General features: G+C 69.8%; 14 protein-coding genes. 10 read left to right on the top strand and 4 right to left on the bottom strand.

The features are described from left to right. The 3 genes from BRAS3809_RS35785 to BRAS3809_RS11815 all read right to left on the bottom strand — a co-directional run. On the bottom strand, window positions 1-152 hold a 152-nt coding region (locus BRAS3809_RS35785), incomplete at its 3' end, for an FAD-dependent oxidoreductase (RefSeq protein WP_139017341.1). Between the two features lie 49 nt (window positions 153-201). Continuing rightward, a complete protein-coding gene (locus tag BRAS3809_RS11820) occupies window positions 202-519 on the bottom strand; it encodes an ArsR/SmtB family transcription factor (RefSeq protein ID WP_008962327.1) in 318 nt (105 codons plus the stop codon). Window positions 520-614: 95 nt separating this feature from the next. Beyond that, window positions 615-1154 carry a hypothetical protein gene (locus BRAS3809_RS11815; RefSeq protein ID WP_240535651.1) on the bottom strand — a complete coding sequence of 180 codons (540 nt, stop codon included), beginning with the start codon at window positions 1152-1154 and terminating at the stop codon, window positions 615-617. Between the two features lie 14 nt (window positions 1155-1168). On the opposite strand from BRAS3809_RS11815, the gene BRAS3809_RS11810 reads away from it, so the two are divergent. The 4 genes from BRAS3809_RS11810 (at window position 1169) to BRAS3809_RS11795 (ending at window position 3493) form a co-directional block, all read left to right on the top strand. Continuing rightward, window positions 1169-1822, top strand: a complete 654-nt coding sequence (locus BRAS3809_RS11810; RefSeq protein ID WP_008962325.1) for a Crp/Fnr family transcriptional regulator — start codon at window positions 1169-1171, stop codon at window positions 1820-1822. 87 nt (window positions 1823-1909) lie between these two features. Then, entirely contained in the window at window positions 1910-2272 is a 363-nt protein-coding gene (locus BRAS3809_RS11805; protein WP_008962324.1) for an ArsR/SmtB family transcription factor, read from the top strand. Further along, complete coding sequence (locus BRAS3809_RS11800) at window positions 2265-2792, top strand: arsenate reductase ArsC (protein ID WP_008962323.1); 528 nt, start codon at window positions 2265-2267, stop codon at window positions 2790-2792. The genes BRAS3809_RS11805 and BRAS3809_RS11800 overlap by 8 nt, the downstream gene beginning before the upstream one ends. Beyond that, window positions 2792-3493, top strand: coding sequence for an aquaporin (locus BRAS3809_RS11795; RefSeq protein ID WP_035656139.1), 702 nt, complete (start codon window positions 2792-2794; stop codon window positions 3491-3493). The genes BRAS3809_RS11800 and BRAS3809_RS11795 overlap by 1 nt, the downstream gene beginning before the upstream one ends. A 40-nt stretch (window positions 3494-3533) precedes the next feature. On the opposite strand, the gene BRAS3809_RS11790 is transcribed toward BRAS3809_RS11795, so the two are convergent. Then, window positions 3534-3728: a hypothetical protein gene (locus BRAS3809_RS11790; protein ID WP_008962321.1), complete on the bottom strand. Its 195-nt coding sequence runs from the start codon at window positions 3726-3728 to the stop codon at window positions 3534-3536. A 296-nt stretch (window positions 3729-4024) separates the two neighbouring features. Between BRAS3809_RS11790 and BRAS3809_RS11785 the strand changes: the two genes are divergently transcribed. The 6 genes from BRAS3809_RS11785 (at window position 4025) to BRAS3809_RS34810 (ending at window position 8173) form a co-directional block, all read left to right on the top strand. Beyond that, window positions 4025-4330, top strand: a complete 306-nt coding sequence (locus BRAS3809_RS11785) for a PepSY domain-containing protein (protein ID WP_008962320.1) — start codon at window positions 4025-4027, stop codon at window positions 4328-4330. Beyond that, window positions 4331-4996: a response regulator transcription factor gene (locus tag BRAS3809_RS11780; protein ID WP_008962319.1), complete on the top strand. Its 666-nt coding sequence runs from the start codon at window positions 4331-4333 to the stop codon at window positions 4994-4996. Beyond that, the gene (locus BRAS3809_RS11775) at window positions 4993-6408 is read left to right on the top strand and encodes a sensor histidine kinase (RefSeq protein ID WP_008962318.1); all 1416 of its coding nucleotides are present in this window, start codon (window positions 4993-4995) and stop codon (window positions 6406-6408) included. The genes BRAS3809_RS11780 and BRAS3809_RS11775 overlap by 4 nt, the downstream gene beginning before the upstream one ends. Window positions 6409-6507: 99 nt before the next feature. Beyond that, a complete protein-coding gene (locus BRAS3809_RS11770) occupies window positions 6508-7056 on the top strand; it encodes a cytochrome b (RefSeq protein ID WP_008962317.1) in 549 nt (182 codons plus the stop codon). Between the two features lie 74 nt (window positions 7057-7130). Beyond that, complete coding sequence (locus tag BRAS3809_RS11765; RefSeq protein ID WP_008962316.1) at window positions 7131-7826, top strand: VIT1/CCC1 transporter family protein; 696 nt, start codon at window positions 7131-7133, stop codon at window positions 7824-7826. A 95-nt stretch (window positions 7827-7921) separates the two neighbouring features. Further along, window positions 7922-8173 (top strand): DUF3551 domain-containing protein, encoded by a 252-nt coding sequence (locus BRAS3809_RS34810; protein ID WP_349509829.1) that lies wholly within the window; start codon window positions 7922-7924, stop codon window positions 8171-8173. The last annotated feature ends 195 nt before the right edge of the window (window positions 8174-8368 follow it).

Raw genomic sequence — 8368 nt, 5'->3', positions numbered from 1 at the left:
AGCTGCACATGCTGCCACTGCCGCACTGCGTGCGCGGCCTCGGGGCCGGCCTCCAGCACGACCGGCCGCAAGCCCCGCTCCAGCGCATGCGCCGCTGCCGCCAGCCCGACCGGGCCGGCGCCGATGATCGCGACCGTCTTCGCTTCCGTCATGTCAAAACTCCTGTACTTCTAGAAAGATCGAAATAAAGGGCAAATGCAGCTATGCTGCCGTGCTCGCGGCGCCGCAGCCGCGTTCTTCGACGCAGCATTCGGCCACGAGAAAGCCGAGCAGGGTGCGCATCACGTCGTACTCCGCGTGACAGACCAGGGTCGTGCCCTCGCGCTGCTGCGAGATCAGCCCGACCGCGACCAGCGTCTTGACGTGGTGCGACAGGGTGGAGGCGGGGATCTTCAGCCGCTCCTGCAGCTTGCCGACCGGCATGCCGGCATGCCCCGCGCGGACCAGCGCGCGATAGATCTTCAGTCGCGTGGTGTTCCCCAGGGCTTCCAGGCGGACGGCAGCGTCGTCGAGCTTCATGACGCGAGGATGGGGCAGATGGCGGCCGGGAGTCAAACGATATTTCTAGAATATTCGAATTAAGGCGGCCGGCGAGCGGGGGGCACCGCGCTCGGCTATTTCAGTCGGTACCCGGCATGGCAGTCGACGCACGCCGACATCGTCTCGCCGAGCGCCTTCAGCGCCGGCTTGAGATCGCCGGTCACGCCCGCATCCTGCGCGGCGATGGCGAAGCGGCTCGCGGCCTTGTGCATCGCCGTGCCGGCATCCTGCATGCCCTGCGGCATGAGCTTGGCCACCTCCGCCGCGCCGTGCAGCTGCAGCGAGGTCATTCCGAGACGCTGCTCGGCGATACGGCCGGCCTGGTCCATCTCGCCGGCGGAAAGAGCGTCGTTGATCTGCTGCAACGCCAACAGATGATCGCGCATGTTGGCCAGCGTGTGCTCGGTGAGCGCGGGCGGGAAGTCCACGCGTTCGCGCGAATCTGAGGTCGGAGCTCCATGGCTGCCGTGGTCGTGATGGCTGTGGTGCTGAGCGCTGGCGACGCCGACGGCGGCAAGAAGCGCGAGTGCAGTGGCGGCAAGACGCAGGCGCATGAACTGTTTCCCCGGAGCGATGGCGGCGGGCTTCAGTAGACGGAACGATCGCCGGAGCATATGATCCGGATCATATGCTCTCCATCAATGCGCTCATGGCTGGCGGTGCGTCCGCGCTGTCGTTGGACTGGCGGCCCCTGGCGCAGCTGTCGCCTCTGCTCGCTGCGCTGCCGGCGGCCGCCCGGGCGCAGACCCGGCGCATCCAGGTCGCTCGCGACGCCAACGTGTTCCATCGCGGAGATCGGCCAGCTGCGATGTTCTTCGTGCTTGATGGCGAGGTGAGGCTGCTGCGCCGCTCCCGCGCCGGCGACGACGTCATCCTCCAGCGCGCGCGGCGGGGCTTCCTCGCCGAGGCCAGCCTCGACCAGGCCGCCTATCATTGCGATGCCGTGGCCGCGCTGGATTCGACGCTGCTCGCGATCGAGCGGACCTCCTTTGCCGACGCGCTGCGGCGTCCCGAGATGCGGGGCGCCTGGAGCGATCATCTCGCCCGCGAGCTGCGCAAGGTCCGGGCGCAATCGGAGCGGCTCAGCCTGAAGACCGCGCGCGAGCGGATCGTGCATTTCATCGAGACCGAAGGGGAGGGAAGCGAGATCGCGCTCGGCCGCTCGAAGAAGGATTGGGCCGCGGAGCTCGGCCTCAGCCATGAAGCGCTCTATCGCGCGCTGGCGCGGATGGAGCGGGTCGGCGAGCTTCGCATCAAGGGGACGCGCTTGCGCCTGCGCTGATGCCGCGCAACTCAGCTGACGCAATCAGTTGCGGCCATCTGCGGCGCTGGCTTGACGGCGGGACAACATATCGATAATTCTGGATATATGGAAAACGAACAGGCTGTCCTCGCCCTGGCCGCGCTGGCGCAGCCGACGCGGCTGCAGGCCTTCCGCACCCTGGTGCAGCACGCGCCCGAGGGGCTGCCGGCGGGCGAGCTCGCGCGCCTGCTCGAGGTGCCGCAGAACACGCTGTCGTCGCATCTTGCGGTGCTGGCGCGCGCCGGGCTCGTCAGCTCCGAGAGGCACAGCCGCTCGATCGTCTACCGCGCCGATCTCGCCGCGTTTCAGGAGGTCGCGCTGTTCCTGCTGCAGGATTGCTGCGGCGGCCGGCCGGAGATCTGCGCGCCCGTCATCGCAAGCCTCACGCCGTGTTGTCCGCCCAAGCGCAAGGAGACGAGCCGTGCCTGACCGCATCTACAATGTCCTCTTCCTCTGCACCGGAAACTCCGCGCGCTCGGTGCTCGCCGAGTCGATCCTGCGCAAGGACGGCGCCGGCCGCTTCCGCGCCTTCTCGGCCGGCAGCACGCCGAAGGGCGCGGTGCACCCGCTCGCGCTCGAGCTGCTCGGGCGGATGGACTATCCGACCGCGGATCTGCGCTCGAAGAGCTGGAGCGAGTTCGCGGTGGCGGGCGCGCCGGTGATGGATTTCGTCTTCACCGTCTGCGACAACGCCGCCGGCGAGGCCTGTCCGGTCTGGCCGGGACAGCCGATGACCGCGCATTGGGGGATCGAGGATCCCGCGGCCGCTGATGGCACCGAGCTGGAGAGGCTCGCGGCGTTCACCACCGCCTTCCGCTATCTGAAGAACCGCATCGGCGCCTTCATCAATCTGCCGCTGGACCGCATCGACCATCTGTCGCTCGGCACGCGGCTGCGCGAGATCGGGCGCTCCGAAGGCGCGACGCAGCCGACGCCAAGGGCCGGATGATGCAGACGTTCGATCTGCCGCGCCGCGTCGTCGCCGAGGCCCTCGGCACGGCCGTGCTCGTCGCCACCGTGGTCGGCTCCGGCATCATGGCGGAGCGGCTCACCAGCGACGTGGCCTTGCAGCTGTTGTGCAACACGCTGCCGACCGGCGCGATCCTGGTCGTGCTGATCACCGTGCTCGGCCCGGTCTCGGGCGCGCATTTCAATCCCGCGGTGACGCTCGTCTTCGCCGCGCAGCGCGCGCTGGCGCCGGGGGAGGTCGCGGCCTATGTCGCCGCGCAGGTCGCCGGCGGCATCGCCGGCACCATGGCGGCGCATCTGATGTTCGCGCTGCCGCTCGTCGCCGGCTCGCTCAAGGTCAGGACCGGCGGCGCGCAATGGTTCGCCGAGGCGGTGGCGAGTTTCGGTCTGGTGGCGGTGATCCTGGCGGGCCTGCGCTTTCAGCGGACGGCCGTGCCATGGCTGGTCGGCCTGTACATCACGGCGGCCTATTGGTTCACCGCCTCGACCTCGTTCGCCAATCCGGCGGTCGCGATCGCGCGGTCGCTGACCGACACCTTCTCCGGCATCCGGCCGCTCGATCTGCCCGGCTTCATCGTGGCCGAGCTGTGCGGCGCCGCCGCCGGCGCCTGGCTCATGGCGTGGCTGCTCGCTCCGAAAAGCCCGGACCCGGCCGTTGCAAGCTTGGAGCGGTCGGCGTGAATGCACTGTGCCGGCGGTGTCGGCGCGCCGACCGCGTCCCTCAGTGCCGCGGCTCGTCCTGCTCCTCGTCGTCGCCTTCGCGGTCGCGCTTGCTCGGCTCGTAGCGCAGTTCCTGCGCCTGCGCGCGCCGCGCCGTCGGCTCGAGCCGGGCAGGCTCGCCCCATGCGGCTTCGGCCTTGGCCAGGGTGCTGCCGAATGCCAGCAGCAGGGCGGCGAAGATCAGGATTTGACGCAAGACTATTCTCCTCATCCGATACGGCCATCGGTGGACCGCACGACGCCGACCTTGCCGCAGCCGCGCTGACCACATGCTGTCGCGGCGCGTCAGCGAATCGTCAGCTCGTCTCGGGCAGGATGCGGCGCAGGTGTGAGTCTCCCGCCATCGACCCAACCACAATTCCGACATCGGGCCTTCCAACCACCACCTGCGGCGCGTCTCTCAGAGTTGCAAATGCTCCGCAGTCCGATCTCGGCAGCACACGCGCCGCCGCGCCCAGGACGATCATGCATTTGCCTCAAATCGGACGGTTCATGCGCATCACGGCACTGGCGATGCTGATCTCGACGGCGGCGTCCGCCGCGACGGATGCGCGCGAGGACGATCGCGAACGCCGCGACGCGGTGCGCCGCGCCGTGGAGGCCGGCGACGTGCTGCCGCTGTCGCAGATCCTGCCGCGCCTGCGCGGCCGCGTGGCCGGCGACGTGACGGGAATCGACATCGAGCGTCAGCGCGGCCGCTGGCGCTACGAGTTTCGGGTGATCGGCCGCGACGGCCGCGTGCGCGAGGTCTACATCGACGCGCGCAGCGGCGAGATCGAGCGGGTCGAGGAAAAGTAGATGCGCGTGCTGCTGGTCGAGGATGATCCGCGCCTGTCGTCGGATCTGTCGCGGACGCTGCTGGCCGCCGGCTATCTGGTCGAGACATCCGCCAACGGCGAGCAGGCCTGGTTTCTCGGCGACACCGAGGATTACGGCGCCGTCGTGCTCGATCTCGGCCTGCCCGGCATGGACGGGCTGTCGGTGCTGAAGCGCTGGCGCGGCGCGGGGCGGCACATGCCGGTGCTGATCCTCACCGCGCGCGCGAGCTGGGCCGAGCGCGTCGACGGCATCGATGCCGGCGCCGACGACTATCTGCCGAAGCCGTTCCGCAACGAGGAGCTGCTGGCGCGGCTGCGCGCGATCGTGCGCCGCTCCGCCGGCCATGCGGCGCCGGTGCTGTCGTCGGGCGATCTCACCCTCGACGAGCGGCAGATGAAGGTCAGCCTGTCCGGCGTGCCGGTGGCGCTGTCGCAGCTCGAATACCGGCTGATCGCCTATCTCCTGCGGCAGAGCGGCCGCGTGGTGCCGCAGCACGAGCTCGAGGAGAACGTCTACGGCCTCGGCCACGACCACGATTCCAACGCGCTGGAGGTGCTGATCCGGCGCGTCCGCAAGAAGCTCGGTGCCGACATCATCGAGACCCGCCGCGGCTTCGGCTACATGATCCCGGAGACCGCCGAATGAGGCTGGGCTCGCTGCGGCTGCGGCTGGTCGCGGCGGGCACCATCGCGATTCTGGTCGCGCTCGGCGTCGCCGGCGCCGGCATGGTGGTGCTGTTCAAGCGCCATGTCGCGCGCACGCTGGCCTCCGATCTCGACGTCCACCTGCGCCAGCTGCTCAATGGTCTCGAGGTCGACGCCGAGGGCCGCATCACGGCGGCGCGGCCGCCCGCCGATCCGCGCTTCAGCGTGCCGCTGTCGGGCCTGTACTGGCAGATCTCCGACGATCACGGCTTGCTGCTGCGCTCACGCTCGCTGTGGGACACGATCCTGCCGCTGCCGATCGACGAGCCCGGCCCGAGCGACGTGCATCAGCACGAGCTGATCGGCCCCGTCGGCGCGCGCGTGCTGGTCGCCGAGCGCGGCATCCTGATGAATCCGGAGAGCCAGATCCGCGTGCGCGCCGCGGTCGCCTACGACCTCGACGGCGCCACCAGCGCGGTGCGCACCTTCGCCAAGGACCTGTCGATCGCGCTCGCCGTGCTCGCCATCATCCTCGCTGTCGGCACCTCCGTGCAGGTGAGTCTCGGCCTGCAGCCGCTCGCGGTGCTGCGCCGTGGCGTCGCCGAGATCCGCAGCGGCCGGCGCCGGCATCTGCCGGTCGAGGTGCCGACCGAGGTGGCGCCGCTGGTCGAGGAGGTCAACGCGCTGCTCGATGCGCAAAGCCGCGAGATCCTGCGCTCGCGCAGCCGGGCGGCCGATCTCGCGCATGGCTTCAAGACGCCGCTCGCCGCGCTGATCGCGGACGCCGCGCGGCTGAAGGAGCTCGGCCAGCTCGAGCTCGCGCGCAATGTCGAGGACGTCGCCGAGGCGATGAGCCGGCAGGTCGACCGCGAGCTGGCGCTGGCGCGGCTGCGCGGCAAGGTCCGCGGCGAGCCAGCGGCCGCGACCGAGCTGCGGCCGCTGGTGGATGCACTGCTCGGCACCCTCGCGCGCACGCCGGCGGCGGCCCATGTCAGCTTCGACGGCGAGGTGCCCGCGGGCCTGCAGGTGGCGATGGACCGCACCGACCTCGCCGAGGTGCTCGGCAATCTCCTGGAGAACGCCGCGCGTCACGCCGCGAGCACCGTGCGCATCGTCGCGCGCGCGACCCCGCTCAGCGTGATGGTCGACGACGACGGTCCGGGCATTCCCGATGCGCAGATCGGCCGCGTGCTCGAGCGCGGCGGCCGTCTCGACGAGCAGGGGCCGGGCAGCGGGTTGGGTCTCGCCATCGTGCAGGACGTGCTTGAAGCCTATGATTGGCACCTGCGGATCGGCCGCTCGGAGCTCGGCGGCGCCAGGATCACCATCGCGCCGGCGCTGGCGGCCGCGCTGGGCAGCGGGCCGCCGCCGCGCGAGCCGAACGCGGCGCGCTCGATCCTGACAGCGAGCTGACGCGCGCCGTCAGCGCCGCGACGCCTGAGCTGCGCTAGGTCCCGGTCATGCCATCCACGCCGCGCGGCGTGGAGATGTCCATGACTCGAGGAACCTGCCATGCGTATTCGAAATTCCGCCAAGGCTTATGGCGCGATCGCGATCGGCCTGCATTGGATCGTCGCCGTGCTGGTGCCGGCAGCCTGGCTCTCGGGCCAGCTCGGCGAGGAGATGTCGCGCGGCTCCGAGGAACTGGCGTTGTTCGCGCATGTCTCGCTCGGCTTGGCGATGCTCGGCGTAGCCCTTGCACGCCTCGCCTGGCGCCTCGCCGATCCGCCGCCGGCGCCCGAAGCCACCAGGTTCGGCGCCTGGACGGTTCACGCCGGCGAGATCGTGCACCTGCTGATCTACGGCATCCTATTCGCGATCCCGATCCTCGGCATTCTCACCCAATTCGCCGGCGGCGAGGCGCTGCCGGTGTTCGGCCTGTTCGAGATCGCCTCGCCCTGGGCCGGCGACCGCGGCTTCGCCCACGACTTGAAGGAGATGCACGAGGTGCTCGCCAACGGCCTGATGATCCTGATCGGCCTGCATGTCGGCGCGGCGCTGCTGCATCATTACTGGCTGCACGACCGCACCTTGAAGCGGATGGTGCCGGGGCTGCGGTGATGATTCATGTCATCGAGACCGCCGCAGAGACGGTCTAAGGAAGGCCTCCACCAGAGATCGAATCGGAGGCCTCCATGCCGGCAACGCCCCACGTCGAGAAGCACTTCACCGCCTCCGAGACCGTCCGCGACGTGGTGATCGGCATGGCCGACGGCCTCACCGTGCCGTTCGCGCTCGCCGCCGGCCTGTCGGCGGCGGTCACCACCACGGATGTGATCGTCACCGCCGGCCTTGCGGAAGTCGTGGCCGGCGCCATCGCGATGGGGCTCGGCGGCTATCTCGCCGCCCGCACCGATGCCGAGCACTACGCCGCCGAGGAAAAGCGCGAGCATGACGAGGTCGAGCGCCTGCGCGGCCGCGAGATCGCGGAGGTCGCGGAGATCTTTCGCGGCTACGGCCTCGAAGGCCAGGCCCTGACGACGGTGGTCGAGTCGATCGCGGCCGATCGCCAGCGCTGGGTCGATTTCATGATGCGCTTCGAGCTCGGCCTCGAACGCCCCGATCCGAAGCGCGCGCCCGTGAGCGCCGTGACGATCGGCGGCTCCTATGTGGTCGGCGGCCTGATCCCGCTGGTGCCCTACATGCTGGTCCACGACATCGCCCCGGCGATGCGCATCTCCGTGGTCGCCACCGGCATCGCGCTCCTGATCTTCGGCGGCATCAAGGGCCACTTCACCGGCGTCAGCAGGATCAAGTCCGCCCTGCAGACCGCGCTGGTGGGCGGCCTCGCCGCGGGTGCAGCGTTCTGGCTGGCGCATCTGTTCGGGTAAGGGTGGACCCTCGTCGTGATTCGACGGCACAGGTCCGCATGGCCGTGCCGCGATCAGACCCTTCCGCATTCGACATGCTCATGCCATGATGAGTCATGATGCGCGCGCTCCTCTTCGTCGTTTCGATCATCCTGTTCGCGAGCGGTCCAGCCGCAGCTCAGCGGTTCGATGGCAATGATCCGGTGTGCCTGCAGGTGTGGGAGTGGGGCGGCTCCAGCACGATTTCGTGCCAGTACAGATCGTGGGACGCCTGTCGCGCGGCGGCTGCGAGCCTGTCGGCCACGTGCCTGCCGAATCCCTATGCCCCGCGCGCGCCTGAACCCGGTCGCCGGCGGCCTTCCCGTTAGGTCCCGATGGCTGTTCAGGCAGGGCGTCGGCGCTCAATAATCCGACGAAAGACGCCAGCGGCAGTGACCATCTGCAAGGCTGACGTCACAGGCCGGCCGATGCCGTAGGGTGGGCAAATACACGGACGCGGCAACGCCGCGTCGCGTCGTGCCCACCATGCGCTTCGGGCAGCGCCGAGGATGGGCTCGCCGCCT

It is taken from the genome of Bradyrhizobium sp. STM 3809 (assembly GCF_000239795.1).
Taxonomy (GTDB): domain Bacteria; phylum Pseudomonadota; class Alphaproteobacteria; order Rhizobiales; family Xanthobacteraceae; genus Bradyrhizobium.
The sequence above is the reverse complement of the archived record's forward strand: the minus strand, read 5'-3'. Positions and strand labels throughout refer to the sequence as shown.